Annotated in this window: 21 protein-coding genes; 15 read left to right on the forward strand and 6 right to left on the reverse strand. The window is 33.9% G+C overall.

The window, feature by feature from the left end; all coding sequences use genetic code 11:
* The first annotated feature begins 92 nt into the window (after positions 1-92).
* Positions 93-1,583, forward strand: coding sequence for an alanine/glycine:cation symporter family protein (locus tag BAQ48_RS16665; protein ID WP_071711966.1), 1,491 nt, complete (start codon positions 93-95; stop codon positions 1,581-1,583).
* A 102-nt stretch (positions 1,584-1,685) separates the two neighbouring features.
* Positions 1,686-2,051: a carboxymuconolactone decarboxylase family protein gene (locus BAQ48_RS16670; RefSeq protein ID WP_071711967.1), complete on the forward strand. Its 366-nt coding sequence runs from the start codon at positions 1,686-1,688 to the stop codon at positions 2,049-2,051.
* Positions 2,052-2,117: 66 nt separating this feature from the next.
* On the opposite strand, the gene BAQ48_RS16675 is transcribed toward BAQ48_RS16670, so the two are convergent.
* On the reverse strand, positions 2,118-2,759 hold the full coding sequence (locus BAQ48_RS16675) for an HD domain-containing protein (protein WP_071711968.1): 642 nt from the start codon (positions 2,757-2,759) through the stop codon (positions 2,118-2,120).
* Positions 2,760-2,865: 106 nt separating this feature from the next.
* On the opposite strand from BAQ48_RS16675, the gene BAQ48_RS16680 reads away from it, so the two are divergent.
* The 3 genes from BAQ48_RS16680 to ppaC all read left to right on the forward strand — a co-directional run bounded on the left by BAQ48_RS16680 (position 2,866) and on the right by ppaC (position 5,363).
* Entirely contained in the window at positions 2,866-3,369 is a 504-nt protein-coding gene (locus BAQ48_RS16680) for a GNAT family N-acetyltransferase (RefSeq protein ID WP_071711969.1), read from the forward strand.
* A gap of 238 nt (positions 3,370-3,607) precedes the next feature.
* Positions 3,608-4,273 (forward strand): lytic polysaccharide monooxygenase, encoded by a 666-nt coding sequence (locus BAQ48_RS16685; RefSeq protein ID WP_071711970.1) that lies wholly within the window; start codon positions 3,608-3,610, stop codon positions 4,271-4,273.
* A 160-nt stretch (positions 4,274-4,433) separates the two neighbouring features.
* The gene (gene ppaC / locus BAQ48_RS16690) at positions 4,434-5,363 is read left to right on the forward strand and encodes a manganese-dependent inorganic pyrophosphatase (protein ID WP_071711971.1); all 930 of its coding nucleotides are present in this window, start codon (positions 4,434-4,436) and stop codon (positions 5,361-5,363) included.
* A 261-nt stretch (positions 5,364-5,624) separates the two neighbouring features.
* Here the strand turns inward: ppaC and BAQ48_RS16695 are convergent, their stop codons facing one another.
* Entirely contained in the window at positions 5,625-5,813 is a 189-nt protein-coding gene (locus tag BAQ48_RS16695) for a DUF4017 family protein (protein ID WP_071711972.1), read from the reverse strand.
* A 253-nt stretch (positions 5,814-6,066) separates the two neighbouring features.
* Between BAQ48_RS16695 and BAQ48_RS16700 the strand changes: the two genes are divergently transcribed.
* Both BAQ48_RS16700 and BAQ48_RS16705 read left to right on the forward strand, forming a co-directional pair.
* Positions 6,067-6,516, forward strand: a complete 450-nt coding sequence (locus tag BAQ48_RS16700; protein ID WP_071711973.1) for a DUF6884 domain-containing protein — start codon at positions 6,067-6,069, stop codon at positions 6,514-6,516.
* Between the two features lie 438 nt (positions 6,517-6,954).
* Entirely contained in the window at positions 6,955-7,764 is an 810-nt protein-coding gene (locus BAQ48_RS16705; RefSeq protein WP_071711974.1) for a GH25 family lysozyme, read from the forward strand.
* A 571-nt stretch (positions 7,765-8,335) separates the two neighbouring features.
* Here BAQ48_RS16705 and BAQ48_RS16715 read toward each other — a convergent pair.
* The 4 genes from BAQ48_RS16715 to BAQ48_RS27980 all read right to left on the reverse strand — a co-directional run bounded on the left by BAQ48_RS16715 (position 8,336) and on the right by BAQ48_RS27980 (position 10,889).
* Positions 8,336-8,788 carry a hypothetical protein gene (locus BAQ48_RS16715; protein ID WP_071711975.1) on the reverse strand — a complete coding sequence of 151 codons (453 nt, stop codon included), beginning with the start codon at positions 8,786-8,788 and terminating at the stop codon, positions 8,336-8,338.
* A gap of 142 nt (positions 8,789-8,930) precedes the next feature.
* Positions 8,931-9,287 carry a hypothetical protein gene (locus tag BAQ48_RS16720; RefSeq protein WP_000606231.1) on the reverse strand — a complete coding sequence of 119 codons (357 nt, stop codon included), beginning with the start codon at positions 9,285-9,287 and terminating at the stop codon, positions 8,931-8,933.
* A 129-nt stretch (positions 9,288-9,416) separates the two neighbouring features.
* The gene (locus BAQ48_RS16725; protein ID WP_071711976.1) at positions 9,417-10,040 is read right to left on the reverse strand and encodes an acetylglutamate kinase; all 624 of its coding nucleotides are present in this window, start codon (positions 10,038-10,040) and stop codon (positions 9,417-9,419) included.
* A gap of 687 nt (positions 10,041-10,727) precedes the next feature.
* Positions 10,728-10,889: a hypothetical protein gene (locus tag BAQ48_RS27980; RefSeq protein ID WP_165613802.1), complete on the reverse strand. Its 162-nt coding sequence runs from the start codon at positions 10,887-10,889 to the stop codon at positions 10,728-10,730.
* A 261-nt stretch (positions 10,890-11,150) separates the two neighbouring features.
* Between BAQ48_RS27980 and recQ the strand changes: the two genes are divergently transcribed.
* From recQ to BAQ48_RS16765, 8 genes are all read left to right on the forward strand, one after another.
* Positions 11,151-13,268, forward strand: a complete 2,118-nt coding sequence (gene recQ / locus BAQ48_RS16730; RefSeq protein WP_071711977.1) for a DNA helicase RecQ — start codon at positions 11,151-11,153, stop codon at positions 13,266-13,268.
* A 25-nt stretch (positions 13,269-13,293) separates the two neighbouring features.
* Complete coding sequence (locus BAQ48_RS16735) at positions 13,294-13,677, forward strand: gamma-glutamylcyclotransferase family protein (protein ID WP_071711978.1); 384 nt, start codon at positions 13,294-13,296, stop codon at positions 13,675-13,677.
* A 163-nt stretch (positions 13,678-13,840) separates the two neighbouring features.
* Positions 13,841-14,128: a hypothetical protein gene (locus BAQ48_RS16740; protein ID WP_000812679.1), complete on the forward strand. Its 288-nt coding sequence runs from the start codon at positions 13,841-13,843 to the stop codon at positions 14,126-14,128.
* Between the two features lie 171 nt (positions 14,129-14,299).
* Complete coding sequence (locus BAQ48_RS16745) at positions 14,300-16,369, forward strand: HelD family protein (RefSeq protein ID WP_071711979.1); 2,070 nt, start codon at positions 14,300-14,302, stop codon at positions 16,367-16,369.
* Positions 16,370-16,454: 85 nt separating this feature from the next.
* The gene (locus BAQ48_RS16750; protein ID WP_071711980.1) at positions 16,455-16,787 is read left to right on the forward strand and encodes a DUF952 domain-containing protein; all 333 of its coding nucleotides are present in this window, start codon (positions 16,455-16,457) and stop codon (positions 16,785-16,787) included.
* Positions 16,788-16,955: 168 nt separating this feature from the next.
* The gene (locus BAQ48_RS16755; RefSeq protein ID WP_071711981.1) at positions 16,956-17,303 is read left to right on the forward strand and encodes a PadR family transcriptional regulator; all 348 of its coding nucleotides are present in this window, start codon (positions 16,956-16,958) and stop codon (positions 17,301-17,303) included.
* Entirely contained in the window at positions 17,290-18,291 is a 1,002-nt protein-coding gene (locus tag BAQ48_RS16760; RefSeq protein WP_071711982.1) for an HAAS signaling domain-containing protein, read from the forward strand. The genes BAQ48_RS16755 and BAQ48_RS16760 overlap by 14 nt, the downstream gene beginning before the upstream one ends.
* A gap of 50 nt (positions 18,292-18,341) precedes the next feature.
* Positions 18,342-18,854, forward strand: coding sequence for a GNAT family N-acetyltransferase (locus BAQ48_RS16765; protein WP_071711983.1), 513 nt, complete (start codon positions 18,342-18,344; stop codon positions 18,852-18,854).
* Positions 18,855-18,917: the final 63 nt, after the last annotated feature.

Raw genomic sequence — 18,917 nt, forward strand, 5'->3', positions numbered from 1 at the left:
ATAAGAGAAGCGGACAACTGGAATGCAAGTCAAAGGTTGTCCGCTTTCTATATATAAATATTCTTTTCAAAACAAGTAAGAGGGGGACTTTGATGGAACAGTTAGTAGAATGGCTAGTAGGGCAAGTATGGAGTATTGGTTTAGTTGTTTTTGCATTAGGGGCAGGCATATATTTCACAATTGCGACACGCTTTTTACAAATTCGTTATTTTAAAGAGATGATTACATTACTATTCGAAGGGAAAAGCTCAGAGACTGGAATTTCATCTTTCCAAGCATTCTGTTTGGCCTTATCAGGTAGGGTCGGAATAGGTAATATTGCAGGGGTTGCGACAGCTATCGCTTTTGGCGGTCCTGGAGCTGTATTTTGGATGTGGATAATGGCTCTTTTAGGAGCAGCAAGTGCGTTCGTTGAATCAACATTATCTCAAGTGTATAAAAGTAAAGTTGGGAATGAATACCGCGGTGGTACACCATATTTCATTGAAAAAGGTTTAAAAATGAAATGGTTTGCAGTCATTGTAGCTGTGGTTGTAACACTTTCATATGGCGTTTTATTACCAGGTATTCAATCAAGTAGTATCGCTGTTGCATTTGAAAACTCTAATGGTATTAGTAAATATATTACTGGTATATTGTTAGTTGTATTGTTAGCAGCAATTATATTTGGAGGCGTAAAGAGAATTGCTGGTGTGTCTCAAATGCTTGTTCCTTTTATGGCAATTGGTTATGTAATTGTGACATGTATCGTTTTAATTGCGAATGTAACAGAAATTCCAAATATGTTTGCTTTAATTTTCTCAAGTGCATTTGGTGTAAATGAAATGTTTGGCGGTATCGTTGGTGCAGCTATTGCCTGGGGCGTAAAAAGAGCTGTATTTTCAAACGTTGCTGGTGTTGGAGAAGCGACATATAGTTCAGCTGCTGCTGAAGTATCACATCCTGCAAAACAAGGATTAGTTCAAGCGTTTTCCGTATATATCGATACAATTGTCGTTTGTACAGCGACAGCGCTTATGATTTTAATTACAGGTATGTACAATGTAATACCTGAAGGAAAAAAGGCTATTGTACAAAATATAGGAAATGTAGAAGCAGGTCCAATTTATACACAACAAGCAGTTGAAACTGTTATGACGGGATTTGGTCCAATATTTATTTCAATTGCAATCTTCTTCTTCGCATTTACAACTTTGCTTGCTTACTATTATATCGCTGAAACAACACTTACTTATTTAGATCGTGAGCTTAAATATAACTGGCTAAAACCCGTTTTAAAAATTGGATTTTTAATTATGGCTTACATCGGTAGCGTAGAATCAGCATCACTATTATGGAACCTTGGAGATTTAGGAATTGGTAGTATGGCATGGTTAAACCTTATTGCGATTCTATTATTAAGTAAAACGGCATTAAAAGTATTAAAAGATTATGAAGCGCAGAAAAAAGAAGGGAAAGATCCAGTGTTCGATCCAGAGAGTGTGGGGATTGAAGGCTTAACATTTTGGGAAGAGAGAAGTAAAGAAGTTGAAAGAAAAAGCTCTAAAGAACAAGCGGTAATGGATGATAGTCTGAAATTGTAATTGTAATAAACTGAATATTCATTCTATTAATCGGGGTATATTGCCTTCTTTTCATCACATACTACAGTAGGTACAGATCATTTGAATGGGGGTAATAATAAGATGGAACACGAACAACATAATTCAGTAAATGACGTTCTACATCATTATAAAGAAGGAATCGGTAGTTTTACAAACAAAATTCCTGAAATTGCTGAAACATATAATGCATTCACGCAAGCTTGTTTTCAAGAGGGCGCTTTAACAAAAAGGGAAAAACAACTTATTGCATTAGGAATTAGTCTAGCAACGCAAGATGAATATTGTACCATTTATCATACAAAAGGTTGCCTTGATCAAGGGTGTTCAGATAAAGAAATTCTGGAAGCATGTGGTGTGTCAGCAGCATTTGCTGGCGGAGCTGCGATGAGTCAAGCGGTAACTTTAGTGCAGGAATGTTTAACAGAACTGAAAAACCAACAGCATTGAATATAAAAAACGTTTTAAACTTTATGTTTAAAACGTTTTTTATGTGAAATTAAATTTGTATTCACTTTAATATTCTATATCTTCATAAATCGAATTCTCTATGTCAGGAAGAACTGTGTATATGTTTTTACCGATTAAAGCTTCTAATTCTTTCTTAATTGCATAAAATCCTTTCCAATGTAATGATGTATGAGACGTTGTACCATGACGTAAACCAACGGAAATCAATCTTCTTTCCAGCGTAGTAAAACCATCCGCTTCAGCAAGAGCATCACAAAGAGTAATTACTTTATTGTATAAATCGTAGTTACAATATTCATTCAATATTTCAACTAACTGGATTCTCATATGGTCAGGAACGAGACTCCACTCTGCTGCGATATCTATATGTTCATTTTTGCATGGGAATGAGTGTGTAACACAAATAACAGCGTTTCCTGTATACCCTAAATCATTCATATACATATAACCATCATAGGAATGAATGACCGATTTGGTAAAACCTTTGTATCTTCCGATATCATGCAAAAGGGCAGCATTATATGCTATATCAGCATTTAGGTCGTACCCATTATTAATAAGTTCTACAATTATGTTTTCAGTTGCAAGTGCAACATTACATGAATGTTCGAACCACGGACCTGGGTTTTGTTCATATGCCCACTCGAGTAGTTCTCTCGCGTATGTCCTATCTAATATATATTTCATATAGGTATCCTTTCTCTAAAAATTCATATTTTAAATAATTTCATCTTAATATTTAATTATTCCTGCTTTAAAAATTGTTAAAATAAAAATAAAAGGGGGAAAAGTAATGGGGAATTTAGTAATTGAAGAAATTAAGAAATTAGAAAACAATATTGAAGAGCTTACTAAACTTTTGAAAACTGTAGTAGATGATGGGGCATCAATCGGATTTTTACCGCCAATGGAACGAGAAGAAGCGACGAAGTATTGGCAATCTGTCTTAGTGCCGGAAGTGATATTATATGTCGCTAAAATAAACAATGAAGTAGCAGGAAGTGTTCAATTACATTTAGTTACAAAGCCAAATGGTAGCCATAGAGCCGAAATTTGTAAGTTAATGACTCATCCAAACTTTAGACGAAATGGCATTGGGCGTTTGCTTATGCAAGAAGCAGAGAAGCGAGCGAAATTAGAAAAAAGGTCTCTTATAGTGTTAGATACGAGAGAAGGAGATCCGTCTAATAGATTGTATAAATCTTTAAACTATCAAGAAGCTGGAAAAATACCAGAATATGCAATATCTCCGAATGGTCATTTAGACGCCACCGTTATTTATTATAAAGTGATATAAAGTGTGATCAAAAGGTTATCATATTTAAAATAATAAACTCCGATTTTTGACACCGTCTATATTTCTCTAGCGGTGTTATTTGAAATTATCAATAATATTTATTCAACGTACTAATTGAATTTGAGAAAGTTTTTAGAGGGTTCTGTTTGTATGGTCTCTCAACTTATAATGAATGTAGAGAAGATGACTAGCCGACTATAGTTATTTTCGTTTTATTATAGGGAAGGGGGATGTAAGAATGAAAAAGAATACTTTTCAAAAGATGAAGAAGGTTATACTAAGCGGCGGGATATTACTTACAGGACTTTTAACATTTGGTTTTTCAGAAAAAGCTTCAGCTCATGGATATGTAGAATCACCAGCGAGCCGTTCTTACTTATGTAAGCAAGGGGTAAATGTAAATTGCGGTCCAATTCAATATGAACCACAAAGTGTAGAAGGAATAGGTGGATTCCCGCAATTAGGACCTTCTGATGGACAAATCGCAGGGGCTGGCCATTTTCCTGCTTTAGACGTTCAAACAGCTGATAGGTGGAAGAAAGTTACGTTAAACGGCGGGACGAATACATTCAAGTGGAAACTAACGGCACCTCATAGTACGAAAGAATGGAAATACTATATTACGAAAAAAGATTGGAATCCAAATAAGCCTTTAACAAGGTCTGATTTAGATTTAGTGCCGTTCTATGTGAAAAATGATGGGGGAGTAAGACCAGGGACTTCAGTAACACATGAAGCGAATATACCAGCTGACCGTAGTGGTTACCATCTTATTTTAGCGGTTTGGGAAATTGCAGATACTGGGAATGCATTTTATCAAGTGATAGATGTTAACCTTGTAAATAATGGTTTGGCATCGAATTTCGCGTTAAATCATGTAGTGCAAGTTCCTACACTATTTTAAATAAAGTATACATTTCGATCATCTAATTCTTTTTAGATGATCTTTTTTATGAAAACGATGAAAAATATAGAAGAAAGTGCAATTATTTATAAAAAAATACGCTTTAAATATTGTCATATTTGCTTCTTTAAGATATCCTTTTCATGAAGAGGTGGAAAACATGGAAAAAGTACTAGTTTTCGGGCATAAAAACCCAGATACAGATGCAATTTGTTCTGCAATTGCTTATGCAGAATTGAAAAAAGAATTAGGAATGAATGCTGAGCCTATACGTTTAGGCGAAATCAGCGGTGAAACTCAATTTGCGTTAGATTATTTTAAAGTAGAAGGACCGCGTTTTGTTGAGACAGTTGCAAGCGAAGTGGACAACGTTATTTTAGTTGACCATAACGAGCGTCAACAAAGTGCTAACGATATCGAATCTGTTCGTGTGTTAGAAGTTATTGACCATCACCGTATTGCTAACTTTGAAACAAGCGATCCTATATACTACCGTTGTGAGCCAGTTGGTTGTACAGCTACAATCTTAAACAAAATGTACAAAGAAAACGGCGTTACAATTCGTAAAGAAGTTGCAGGTTTAATGTTATCTGCAATCATTTCAGATTCTTTATTATTCAAATCTCCAACTTGCACAGAGCAAGACGTAGCAGCAGCTCAAGAATTAGCGGAAATTGCTGGTGTAGATGCAGATAGCTACGGCTTAGAAATGTTAAAAGCTGGTGCTGACTTAAGCGGAAAAACAATGGAGCAATTAATCTCTCTTGACGCTAAAGAATTCCAAATGGGTAACGCGAAAGTTGAAATCGCACAAGTAAACGCTGTTGATACAAACGACGTTCTTGTACACCAAGCGGAACTTGAAAAAGTTATCTCTGCTGTAGTAGAAGAAAAAGGTTTAGACCTATTCTTATTCGTTGTAACTGACATCTTAACTAACGATTCTGTTGGCCTTGCGATCGGTAAAGCAGCAAACGTAGTTGAGAAAGCTTACGATGTATCACTAGAAAACAACACAGCTACTTTAAAAGGTGTTGTATCTCGTAAAAAACAAATCGTACCTGTATTAACAGAAGCATTCCAAGCTTAATATTATTGGATACGGATAAATAGGAAGGACAAGTAGTCAGATTGGCTACTTGTCCTTTTCTCTTTTAAATGGCGGGAAATCTAGGTTTTTAATTAGAGGGAATTGTATCTATTGAATGGCGCAAAGTTGTTAAATTTGGATGAACATAAGAAATGTTATGACTTGGAAACATTAAAAAATTTGATTTTTCGCAAGGAGTAGTACAAAATATGTTCGGGGCAATATTCGATATGATAAGTGAATAAAAAAGGATAGCATTTGCTATCCTTTTAAACGATTCTTATTCACATAAAAAGTAACAATAGCAACAACGAGGAAAATAGGAATTGCATATACTTGCCCAACAAATAATTTCCAACCTACAGTATTATAGCCGTCAGATGCTGGTAGGGTAATTACAATAACGCAAACAATTAAATAAACAAATAGTGCAGGGATAATATTTTTCATTGCTGTTCACCTCCTCCTCAAACTTTAATATATAACATTTGTATATCATGATATTATTAAATAGAGTTGGATAAAAGCAAGTAATTTAAATTTGATTTATATACGTATGTTTTAAAAGACTAATTGTAAATGAAACTAATGAAAAACGTGGAAAATAATGTATTTTCCTTTAGGGTTATTATATAGTGTTTTGTGAAGAAAATGTACAAAAAATTTAACTTTATATAGGAAAGAAAAGAGGTAAGACATAAATATGAAGAGACTATGCATAATCCCATGTGGAAAAAAGAAAATTTGGGATAAGTATGTAGATTACGGGGAGACAGAGGCAAAGTATGTGTATATTAGTCCATTTGGAAAAGCATGCCAGGCATACGCAACTATGTTCTTTGAGAACTGGGTTATCTTATCAGCGAAGCATGGATTTTTAAGACCGAATGATATTGTGAAAGAAAACTATGATCTTGCATTTGATTCAAAGAGTAATGAAATTATTAGTATTGAACAATTACAACAACAGATGGTTGATAAAGAGTTACTTCAGTTTGACGAAATCGTTTTGCTTGCTGGGAAGAAACATAAAAAAGTAGTGACGAAATTATATTCGGAAGAAATCATTACATATCCGTTAGAAGGATGTAAAGGAATTGGGTATATGCTGCAGAATTTGAAGAGGGCAGTGCAGGAAGGAAAAGAATTATAGTTTTGGTTTACTCTTTTTGATTGGCCACAAATTTGGTCACATTTTAATAATCTTTTCGAGTTCTTCAGATAGGGACTTATCCATACTCAGTAACACGTGAGAGTATATATCGAGCCTCTCAGCTTGATGATATATTACATTGAAAGATAAAAATAAGACCGTTTATCCCCACTGCAAGGCATTCTTCTTTTTTATTTTATTCTTCGCCTTCAAAATCACGTAGGCTATCGAGCAATCATGTAAAAGACAAACAGGATAAGTGGGAATCTTCCATTTCCTCTTCTTCGTGGGTATTGAATTGTTTTCAAACGCTAGAAAATGCAGGACACATTGTAATCCGATTTCTACAGTCGTTAAACGTATGTAGTTAAAATTTTAGACGATAATAGCAAAAAGACAAGCTATGAATATGATAATAAAAAAAGGAGATGTTGAAAAATGGGTTACATTGTAGATATTTCGAAATGGAATGGCGATATTAACTGGGATGTAGCAGCACCACAATTAGATTTCGTAATTGCACGTGTGCAAGACGGTTCAAATTATGTAGATCCTCTATATAAAAATTATGTACAAGCAATGAAAGCGAGAAATCTTCCATTTGGTAACTATGCATTTTGCCGTTTCGTTTCAGTAGAAGATGCGAAAGTAGAAGCACGTAATTTTTGGAACCGTGGGGATAAAAGTGCTACGGTTTGGGCTGCAGATGTTGAAGTGAAAACGATGGACGATATGCGAACAGGTACACAAGCTTTTATCGACGAATTACGCCGATTAGGTGCTAAGAAAGTTGGTTTATATGTTGGTCATCATATGTATGAACCTTTTGGCATGGCAAATGTGAAATGTGACTTTGTATGGATTCCGAGATATGGGGGAAATAAGCCGGCGTATCCATGTGACCTTTGGCAGTACACTGAAACAGGGAATGTTCCTGGCATCGGTAAATGTGACCTTAATTCACTCATAGGAAATAAACCTCTATCTTGGTTTACTGGAACAGTACAACAACCAGTACAACCTGTGCAAGTACAAGCAAATAAACAAAACATCATCCAATCTGGAGCTTTTTCACCATATGAAACGCCTGATGTTATGGGAGCATTAACTTCTTTAAAGATGACAGCTAAGTTCGTTTTACAATCGGATGGATTAACATACTTCATTTCTGATCCAACTTCAGACACGCAATTGAATGCGATGAAAGATTATCTTGAGCGTAAAAAATGGTGGTATAAAGTAATATAATAATCGAAGTTTATACCATAGAGCATAATCCACCTAAAAAAATAGCTTCGTATAGAAGGTAAAATAGTATTCTCTTCGAAATGTACCCTCTTATATGTACAAAATATATTTTCTATGTATAAAATAATAGATTATAAGTAATTGTTTTGTGGAAAACCCAAAAAATGGTAGTGTTCATTAAAGATGATATATGTTCTCTAAATCTTAAAACTAGACAAGTACACAAGCCCTTCTATTATTTTAAACATAGAATATAATGAATTCTATTTAGGAGGAAGTATATTCATGGGGAATCATTGTCATTGTAGACGTTCATTTTGGGATGGTTTAATGTTTGGAGGATGTCAATGCAGGAATTGTCATACATGCAGTTGCAAAGAGAAACCGAAATGCAATTGTGAAAAGTGTAGTTGCAAGGAGAAACCGAAGTGTGATTGTGAAGAGTGTAAGTGTAAAGAGAAACCGAAGTGTGATTGTGAAGAGTGTAAGCATAAAGAGAAACCGAAATGCCATTGTAAACATGAAGGATACTAGTAAAAAAGAGTACGCAAAGTACTCTTTTTTTATTAGTTTATATTCCATTTTGAACTGATTTTTTTTCAATTTCCCATGAATCTTTCTTTTTAATTTTTATAGATACATAAGATCCGTTAGATTCTTGATAAAAGATATAACCATTATTCGATTTCACATATGTTAATGGTTCACCTATGCAATCTCGTGAACAAGACGTATTAATTAGTTCGATTAATGATAGATTACTTGGATCAGTCTTACTTGTATCTATAAGGGTATCGAGATTTGTTTTACGAAACCCTTGTAAATTTATATTAAAATTTTTTTCGATTTCCCCAGTACCGTTCGTATTTATTACTTCGGCGGAGTTTTTCTTTTCGAGAAGAAAACCACTTGTATAAAGGAATTTTGTATATCCTATCCAGGTGATTAAAATGATTATCAAAAATATACTTGCTGTTCTAAGTTTGCGGAGCCGTTTGCTTACAATTGTTTCTGAGTATTTCATTCAGTCTAATCCTCCAATGTTTTTTTATTTAAAGTATGCCTGGACACATATATTTAGAAGAGGATGAAAGGGAACGAACGGGTTCTTGATTCAAAAAAGAAAGCATCCAGTATGAGATGCTTTCTTTTTTGAATATTTTCTGCTATCTGTTAGTTACTTGTTTCATAAGTGGCCTTATTTCTTTCACAGGAGGCTTTTTATCATATGCATCAACGTAAGAAAAATAATAATTTAAGTTTCTAAGAAGGCCTTTTCCTATTTTTGCGCTTAAGAAGGGGAATACTTGTCCCGTATAATCATCGAGGGATTTACAATAATATTTTTCATCTAAATATATACTGTATTTACACGTTAGTTCTACTAATGGGTTGCCTTCATCATCAAATACTTCCTTAGAATCAATAATGTCTATTAATGCGAATTTTTCATTCAAATAAACTTTCTTTTTTTTCTCGTGCTTATTTGTGAGAATAAATACGAGACCAATGGCGTTAATCAAACTATGTCCTCCTATAAAAAACGGATATTAATAAAATATATCGATATAAGCTAAATGTAAAGAGTCTATGTGAAATATCATGAATAGAAAACGTAATAAGCCGATTTGTTTTTTCAAATCGGCTTATTATTATTGAAATACTTGCGGGAATTGTTTTACGATTGCGTTTGTTATCATGTCTGCCATTTCTAATGCTTCTTTTTCAATTTTATCGTACAGTTTTACTCCTGCTTCATAATCTTTATTTAAGAAGGAAAGTGCTTCTGCTTTCGTTAGTGCTAAATGTTCATAGAACATTTTTCTAAATTCCTCTTTTTCTATATATGGGTTGATGCCAGAAAGAAACGCAACAATCTCGTCCCCGTTAGCGTACCATTTTTTCTCTATCGCGGCAGCGGCATTTTGATCACCAGCTTTTGCAGCTTTAACAAGATCAGCGGCGATTACTAAATGATCTTTAATTAATGCACTATATTTTTTTACTGCATCCTCACCATAGAATGGTTCAAGGGATAGTCCCATGTGTGTTGCGTTTTGTAGAAGCCGTCCAACTGAAACGCTAACATCTGGTAAATTAAAGACAATACTTATAATCGCTAATCTCGTCCAAGCGACATGTTGTTCCCATAATGAACGCATATAACCTTTTAAAAAGTTCTCATTTTTACTAATTCGGTAATTACGTACGGATACATCAAAGTTTACATAAGGGTTATGATAGGGGGAGTAATATGATTGCCAATAGGTATACATAAGTAGTAACACTCCTTTGAACATGTATATCTCAAAGTATGATGAAATTTATTTTTTAGTTACGTGTCCTAGATTTTTTTCGAAAATTACATAAGCGGAAGGTTGAAAGTGGATTTGTGGTATATGCGGATTAATTGAATATGAAGTAAAAGAGGCTCTGCAAGGGAAGTTGCAGAGCCTCAAAAGGGTATTGCCGAGATGTCGGACTCGACTACGTAATAATACCATAAAATTTTTTTGAAAAAACCTGGTAAATCCGTCCAAATGAATGACGTAACACTTTAATAAAGTGAAAAGGAGCTGCTTCCCGCGGCAACCCCCTTTCACTAGATAATGTTGATGAGTAAAAACTCATCTAGAGTACCTTTATAGTAACAAGTAAAAATAGTTTTGTGTATTGAGAAAAAAAGAATTACATAATTAGACGTAAAGAATTTATATTTAAAATTTTTTCGATTATTATCATTTGTTGCGATTAGATTATGTTTATAAAATGTAGAAAAGATTTGTATGCGAGACTAAGGTGTACCGAAATATGTGATTATTAAAAAGACCTGCTAACGTAAGCAGGTCAACTTAAGGGGTTTATTCAACAGATTATTCTATATGTTAACAACTGTATTGGAGTAAGTCTATAAGTTTTATATTGAGAAAATTTATATGAATTATATATTTTTTGCACATGTATTATCGTCTAAAAAGTTGAAGTAGAAAGTTACATACCTTCCTATACGAAAATAATGGCTGATATTTATAATATGATTCATATTTCCACGCATCATTATTAGAGAATTGGAATTTATTCGTTACTGTTTTATGTTTGATGGAACTAATATTACGATGCTTCATATAGTAACCTCCTGAATTTATACGTATACGATTAGTAGTATTCAAGGAAGGAGAAGAAAATGAATATTTAAATTGAAATTCTTTCTTTTTGTATATTGAATATGCGTCGTAGCTGTTAGGAGACGTAGAATGTAACTAAACATCTATGTTCATTAATATATAATACGAAAAGGAATAAGCATGTATTCATTACTTTCAAGTCACATAAGTGATGATATAATAGGGATAGATGAAAGATAAAGAAAAGCAGGTGAATCTTTTTTGTTTACAAAAGCACAAGAACTTTTAGCGACTTACTTCGGTTATTCGTCATTCCGAAGAGGGCAAGATGAAACAATTAAAAATGTATTAGATGGGAAAGATACAGTTTGTATTATGCCTACGGGTGGTGGGAAATCAATTTGTTATCAAATTCCCGCATTAGTATTTGAAGGAACGACGTTAGTAATATCACCTTTGATATCACTTATGAAAGATCAAGTAGATACGTTAGTACAAAATGGTATTTCCGCTACGTATATTAATAGTTCTCTTTCTATTACAGAAGCAAATCAACGAATTCAATTAGCAAAACAAGGACATTACAAGTTGCTTTATGTTGCTCCTGAGCGTCTTGATTCAATGGAGTTTGTTGACCAACTGATCGATATGAAAATCCCGATGATTGCGATTGATGAGGCACACTGTATATCGCAGTGGGGTCATGATTTCCGCCCGAGTTATTTACATATACATCGTATACTAGATTACCTTCCAGAAAAGCCGCTTGTTTTAGCATTAACTGCAACGGCAACACCACAAGTACGTGAGGATATTTGTAACACGCTTGAAATTAATCAAGAAAATACAATTATGACAACGTTTGAGCGTGAGAACTTATCGTTTTCAGTTATTAAAGGACAGGATCGTAATACGTATTTAGCGGATTACATTCGCCAAAATCAAAAGGAATCTGGGATTATATATGCAGCTACTAGAAAAGTAGTCGATCAGTTGTATGAAGATTTAATGAAAGCCGGAGTTTCGGTGTCAAAATATCACGCTGGTATGAGTGACCATGATCGAAATGAGCAGCAAGAACTCTTTTTACGAGATGAAGTCAGTGTAATGGTAGCAACATCTGCATTCGGTATGGGGATTGATAAATCGAATATTCGTTACGTTATTCATTATCAGCTACCAAAAAATATGGAAAGTTACTATCAAGAAGCAGGACGTGCTGGTCGTGACGGATTAGATAGTGCATGTATATTGTTATATTCTTCGCAAGATGTGCAAGTACAACGCTTTTTAATTGATCAATCAACGGGAGAATCACGTTTTTCAAATGAACTTGAAAAATTACAAAACATGACCGATTACTGTCATACCGAACAATGTTTACAATCATTTATTTTGCAATACTTTGGAGAAGAACCGAAAGAAGATTGTGGACGCTGTGGTAATTGTACGGACGATCGTGAGAGCATCGATGTGACAAGAGAATCACAGATGGTGTTATCTTGCATGATTAGAACGAACCAAAGATTCGGAAAGCAAATGATTGCACAAGTTTTAACAGGATCAAAAAATAAGAAAGTCATTGAATTTAATTTTCATACTTTACCAACTTACGGTCTTTTATCAAACCGTAGTGTAAAAGAGGTAAGTGAGTTTATTGAGTTTTTAATTTCAGACGAGTTAATTGCAGTCGAACATGGCACTTATCCGACATTAAAGGTCACAGAAAAAGGGAAAGAAGTATTACTTGGTAAAGAGAATGTGTTACGTAAAGAACGAGTAGAGACAAGACAAATTGTCCAAGACCATCCATTATTTGAAGTGCTTCGTGAAGTTCGTAAAGAAATTGCGCAAGGAGAAGGTGTGCCGCCGTTTGTAATTTTCTCTGATCAAACGTTAAAAGATATGTGTGTAAAAATGCCGCAAAGTGACTCTGAACTTCTAACTGTAAAAGGAATTGGAGAACACAAACTTGTGAAGTACGGTTCTCACTTTTTACAAGCAGTTCAACAATTTATTGAGGAAAATCCAAACTATGCGGAAACAATTAAGACAGAAGTTGTTTCAGAGCGTAAGAAGCCAGGAAAAGCTTCAGCTAATTCCCATTTAGAAACGTATGAAATGTATAAACAAGGTATTGACCTAAATGAAATTGCGAAAGAGCGTGGGTTATCGAGACAAACGATTGAAAATCACTTAATTCGTTCTTTTGAAGATGGTATGGAAGTAGACTGGAATAGTTTCGTTCCGAAAGAGTATGAATCTCTAATTGAAAATGCTGTACAAAATGCAGAAGGCGGTTTGAAGTCGATTAAAGAACAACTTCCAGGTGAAGTGAGTTACTTTATGATTCGTGCCTATTTACAAATAAGAAAGTAGAGACATATAAAGGGGATAGGGATATATGCATCGTGTTTTCGTGTACGGCACGTTAAGAAGAGGACAAACGAATGCCCATTATATGCAAGGTGCGACATGCATCGTTGACATAGCATGGGCATATGGAAAATTATTTGATACAAACGAAGGGTATCCAGCGATGATTTGTTCACATGAAGAAAAGGTATATGGGGAAGTTTATGAAGTAAATGATGCCATTTTGAAAAAATTAGATGAACTTGAAGAATATACGGGTAACGCAGAGACTGATTTATATGATCGGATAACGAAAACAGTGTATACTGCTGATAAGGAAATATATGCATATGTGTATATTGCTCAGGATAAACAGATGTTAAAGAAAAGTATTGATTCTGGGGATTGGCTCGTACATCAAAAAATAAAATAAAAATAGCTATGAAAAATTGGAAAACAGATAATGGAATAATTCATTATCTGTTTTTGTTTTATTAATAATAAAAAGATAAAATTGACAAAATATAAAGCGGTGTTATAATGTTACTTTGTTATAAAGGTAACATTATAACATTATGTGGTGAGGGTGTGTAATTATGAAACAAAATACTGAACAAATAAATGAAAAAAACATAAAAATGAAAGTTGAACGTGTACAGACTGGAATTAGGATGGAAAAAAGAATGGTAAAAGTTTTGAAAGCGATGGCAGAATATCATGATATTTCACTGGGTGTTCTTCTGGAAAGAATCGTTCTGCATTCATTTGAAAATAAACCAGTATTTAGCGATGAAAGTCTTGAAAAAGTGAAAGCTATAAAAGAAGTTTATGAAATGGATTATGGCCTTGAAATGAGTCGTCAGTGGAATGATTCGGATAACTAGACTGACTTAAAATTTCACTTTATTTTAGGATATCTTAAGTGAAAAAGTATATTTTTTATGCTTTTCTTTATTTCGGAAAATTCTCATTTTAACTATTGACTTTATGAATGGATTTTTAATACAATTATATTTCGACTGAAAAAATTGGAACGGACAGGAGGGAATCATCAAATGAGTAACATATTTGAAGAAGAATTACAGAAAATGAAAGATATTTTATGTACGATGGATGAGCAACTAGAACAGCTTGAAAAAATCCCGGTTTATTATGGGGAGGATTTTAAAGAGCAAATTCTTGAAAGTATGAGGGAGTCTAATAGACAAAACTTACGTATCGGTGTACAAGAGCCGTACTTTGGAAGATTGGACTTTCAGGAGGATGGCAAAGAAGAGGTTATGCCGATTTACATCGGTAAAGTAGGTGTTTCAGATAAAGATACGATGAAACCGATGGTTATAGATTGGCGAGCACCTGTCGCAAGTATGTTTTATTCATTTACCGGTGGTGATGAATTAGCATTTTATCAGTCACCAGACGGGTTGGTAGAAGGCGATGTTTATTTAAAACGAAACATTTCTATTCGAAAAAGAGAGCTTGAACGTGTTGTAGATACATATGTAAAAGGAAATGAAGATGTATCGCATGCCGATGATTTTCTTCTATATCGATTAGGTGAGAATAAAGATAATAAATTGAAAGATATCGTTTCGACTATACAATCGGAACAAAATGATATTATTCGTGCAGAAAGAAACTTACCATTATTAATCCAAGGGGTTGCAGGGAGCGGAAAGACAACAATCGCTTTACATCGCCTTGCTTTTTTAATTTATGAATATCGTGAACAATTAGAAGCGGAGAGAATGATTGTATTTGCTCCAAACAGTTTGTTTTTAGATTACATTTCTAGCGTACTTCCTGAATTAGGGGTAGGAAATATTAGTCAAACAACGTTTCCAGATTGGGCGTTACGTACGTTAGAGGGTTCGGTGAAACTAAAGCAAACAGAAGAAAAATTGAAAGAAGCTTTTTCAATTAATCGCGATGAAAAAAAGGTAATGCTCGGTAAATTAAAAGGAACGCTGGAATTTAAGACGTTTATAGAAGAAAGAATGATTCAATTTGAAAATGATTTAGTGCCAACAAAAGATTTTGAGGCGTGGGATAAAGCTATTATTCCAGTGGAAGACGTTAAAAGATGGATGCAAGTGGAATATAAACATTATCCATTAAAGAAAAGAAGAGAACGTTTAGTTGGCCGTATGAAACGCTGGATTGAAATTGAGCTTAAAAAGTATGGAGAAACAAACGAGAAAAAGTTACTAAAAAAAGAAGCAACAAAGAGATTGAATACCTATATGAATTTTTGGCCAAAAATGAGCCCGCTTTCACTATACAGTTCAATGTTGAAAAGTAAAGAAATACTCGACGTACTACCTGAAGAACTTGTTCAAGAAACAGAAAAGAGTTGTCGTAAAAAAGAAGTGTATGTAGAAGATTTGCCTGCTTTAATTTACATACATCACCGCACGACAGGAATTGAAATCGGACAGAAGTTTCATCATGTCGTTATTGATGAAGCGCAAGATTTCTCGCCTTTCCAAGTGTATGTATTAAAAGAAATTACATTAGGTAATTCTTTCACTATATTAGGTGATTTATCGCAAGCGATTTATGATTATCAAGGAATTGAAGACTGGAGTGCTTTTAAGGACGTATTCCAAGAAACAGGTTACTTTGAATTAACAAGAAGTTACCGTTCTACAAAAGAAATTATTGAATTTGCAAATGAAATAATTAAAAATGCAGAAATTCCTGTGGGGCTTGCAACACCAGTTTTCCGTAGTGGTGAAGATGTGAAAGTAATTGGTACAGAAGATCAATTCACTGAAATTGTGAAAACGTTGCAACAGCTGCAAAATGAAGATGTGAAAACAATTGCGGTAATAGGTAGAACAGATGATGAATGCCGTGAAATGTATGAGAAATTAACGAACGCAGGATTAAAAGTGAATGTAATTGAAGCCGATCAAAGTAAATATGAAGGTGGTATTTCTGTAGTACCTGTCTATTTAGCGAAAGGTTTAGAATTTGACGCTGTATTATTAATCGATGTGGATGATGAACATTACACAAATACAAAACATGATGCGAAGTTACTATACGTCGGATGTACGAGATCACTTCATGATTTATGGATTTTTTATAGTGGGCAAGCGTCTCCGTTAATTAAAGGATAAAATAAATAAAAAACAAGAGGATTTTCTAGTAAGGCACAGAAAATTCTCTTGTTTTTCTATAGAAAGATAGAAGGGGAAAATGAGTATGATTACAAAAGTAATAACAAAAAGGAATTGGGAAATCGCAAAAGCAGCTGGAGAAATTAATGAAGCCTCTCTTAAGAATGAGGGGTTTATTCATTGTTCATTATTAGACCAAACCCTAAAAGTTGCAGAAAAACATTTCATTCACGAAGAAGATGTATTATTACTTACAATAGATCCATCACTAGTAAAAGCAGAAATTAAATATGAACTTGCTTCAAACGGTCAAGAATACCCGCATGTATACGGAGTAATCAATGTTGAGGCGATTGTAGAGGTTAGCTCATTTCCTAAAGAAAAAGGAGAGTTTATATTACCAGAGGTACAAAGTTAAGAGTGTTTTAGCTATTTAAGTTAGCTAGAAAAGCACAAATTATATAATTTGTGCTTTTTATTATCCTTTTTTTGTAAATAAGTATTGTTTTTGTCACAATGATACTGTACGATACATAGTATAAAACATATACTGTATGACATATAGTAATGGAAATGAGGTGAATAAATGGATGCTTTATTAAATTCATTAATTACTGAGCTAAGAAGAGGGACTTTAACATTGGCGGTTTTAAGCCAATTAAGAACGCCGCAATATGGATATTCACTTGTCCAACTATTAGAGAAATCAGGAATCGTAATCGATCAAAGTACTTTATATCCACTACTTCGCCGATTAGAAAAGCAGGAGTTAGTGACGAGTAGTTGGGATAAAACGGAGAGTAGACCTCGTAAGTATTATGTTTTAAGTAATTATGGATCAGAGATATTTTTACAATTGAAAAAGCAGTGGGTAAAGGATTCGAAAGAACTTTATAACTTATTAAAGGAGGAGGATGAAAATGAGTTTGATTGATATGTACGTCCATGAAGTTGCGAAGAGATTACCTGAAAAAAATCGTGAAGATATTACACTTGAACTACGGTCAACAATAGAGGATATGTTACCAGACGATTATAATGAGGAAGATGTGAAGGGCGTACTCGAAAAATTGGGAAGTCCAGTTTCATTGGCTAATGGGTACTTGGATAGACCAATGCATTTAATTGGACCACGTTATTTTGATGTATATACGACGCTATTAAAAATGATTATACCAATTGCAGCTGTTATTGCGCTCATTTCAATGGTTGCAGAAAATTTTATAGGCTATAATGGTGATCAAGCGGTATTAAATGTTATTTTACAATTGATAGGTAAAGGTATTGGGGAAATTTTTGAGGTGGGTCTCCATGTATTTTTCTGGTTAACACTTGTATTTGCTGTTTTAGAAAGAACTGATAAAGAAAAGGATCCACACCCATTAACAACAAGCTTAAAAAAATGGACACCAGATGACTTGAAAAATGTTTCGTATATCCCGAAGAAAAAGGCGATTTCAAAGTTTGAAGTTTTTGGAGGGTTAATGTGGACGGCAATATGGGCTACAATTTACTTTTATTCGAATCATCTTGTAGGCGTATATCATGGTACAGAAAATGGACTGAAGTTTGTCGCGCCGACGTTTAATCAAGATGTTTTACTTCAATACTGGCCAATCGTTTTGGTTATAATCGTTTTCGAAGTAGCTATATCTCTTTATAAGTTAGTACAGGGACAATGGACGAAAAGATTAGCAATTGGAAATGCGATTCTTCAAGTAGTAGGAACAATCATATTTATTGTAATTGTAGTAAATCCTCATTTATTTAACGAAGGATTCATTACGTATTTGGCAAATGCATTTACTACTTCCCCAGAGGAATTTAAAACGTGGTTAATTGGCGGTGGAATTTTCATTTACACATTATCTGCTGCAATAAATATATTTGATGGTTTCCGAAAAGCAAGTATTCGTATGTGAAAATGAATCAGAAATTCCAATAAGATAATGATTATGAAAGGAAGAAAACAATGATAAGGGAAGCAACGATAAAAGATTTAGCCTTTATTTTAGATATTTATAATGATGCGATACTGTATACAACGGCTGTGTATGCATATAAACCTGTGACCCTTGAAAATAGAATAGATTGGTATGAACAAAAAAAGGCTGACGGTTATCCCATTTTCGTATACCAATTAGGTAATAAAGTAGTAGGATTTGCGACATTTGGACCATTTAGAGCTTGGCCTGCTTATAAATATTCAATTGAGCATTCGGTGTATGTTGATAAGGAATATAGAAAAAATGGGATTGGGACTTCTTTAATGAAAACATTAATCGAAATTGCAAAAGAAAGAGAATATATGACCTTAATTGCTGGAATTGATGCGGAAAACGAGAAAAGTATTGCTTTGCATCAAAACTATGGATTTGTTCATGCAGGGACAATAAAAAAAGCAGGTTATAAATTTGATAAATGGCTAGATTTAGCCTTTTATCAATTGGAGCTTAATGGACCTGTAAATCCTTTAGAAGAATAGAAGTTTTTCGTGAAATTTATTTTTAGGTAGCAAGGAATAATCCGTGCTACCTTTTTCTTATTG

The sequence above is a fragment of the Bacillus luti genome, from assembly GCF_001884105.1.
Classification (GTDB): domain Bacteria; phylum Bacillota; class Bacilli; order Bacillales; family Bacillaceae_G; genus Bacillus_A; species Bacillus_A luti.